Here is a 320-nt window from a genome sequence, read left to right as displayed (position 1 = left end):
CGGCAATAACCCCGGCCTCCTCCTCCGCGGTTGTATCCTCCTCCTCCTCTGTTGTAGCCTCCTCCTCCGTTATTGTAACCTCCTCCATTGTTGTAACCTCCTCCATTGTTGTAGCCTCCACCGTTGTAACCTCCACCATTATATTGATCAGGTTTCACAGCTGCTTCCTCACTCTTCACTGTGCCGGACTGTGCCTCAGCTGCTGCGGCCACTTCCGAGACGACGAAAAGAACTGCAAAGAGACCTAACAGAATCAAAGCCTTGGAAGCCATTTTGTTTTTTTTCAACTTCTTCTTATAACTCTTTTAGTATGTTAAAAC

The 320-nt window shown here is 47.8% G+C and carries 1 protein-coding gene; it reads right to left on the bottom strand.

The genetic code is table 11. The annotated features are described in order from the left end of the window. Window positions 1-287 (bottom strand): hypothetical protein (locus GQA99_RS20375; RefSeq protein WP_206194604.1); only part of this gene is annotated, 287 nt, incomplete at its 3' end. Window positions 288-320: the final 33 nt, after the last annotated feature.

The sequence above is a fragment of the Shewanella litoralis genome (assembly GCF_009828585.1).
Lineage (GTDB): Bacteria > Pseudomonadota > Gammaproteobacteria > Enterobacterales > Shewanellaceae > Shewanella > Shewanella litoralis.
This window is presented reverse-complemented; position numbering and strand designations above follow the sequence as displayed.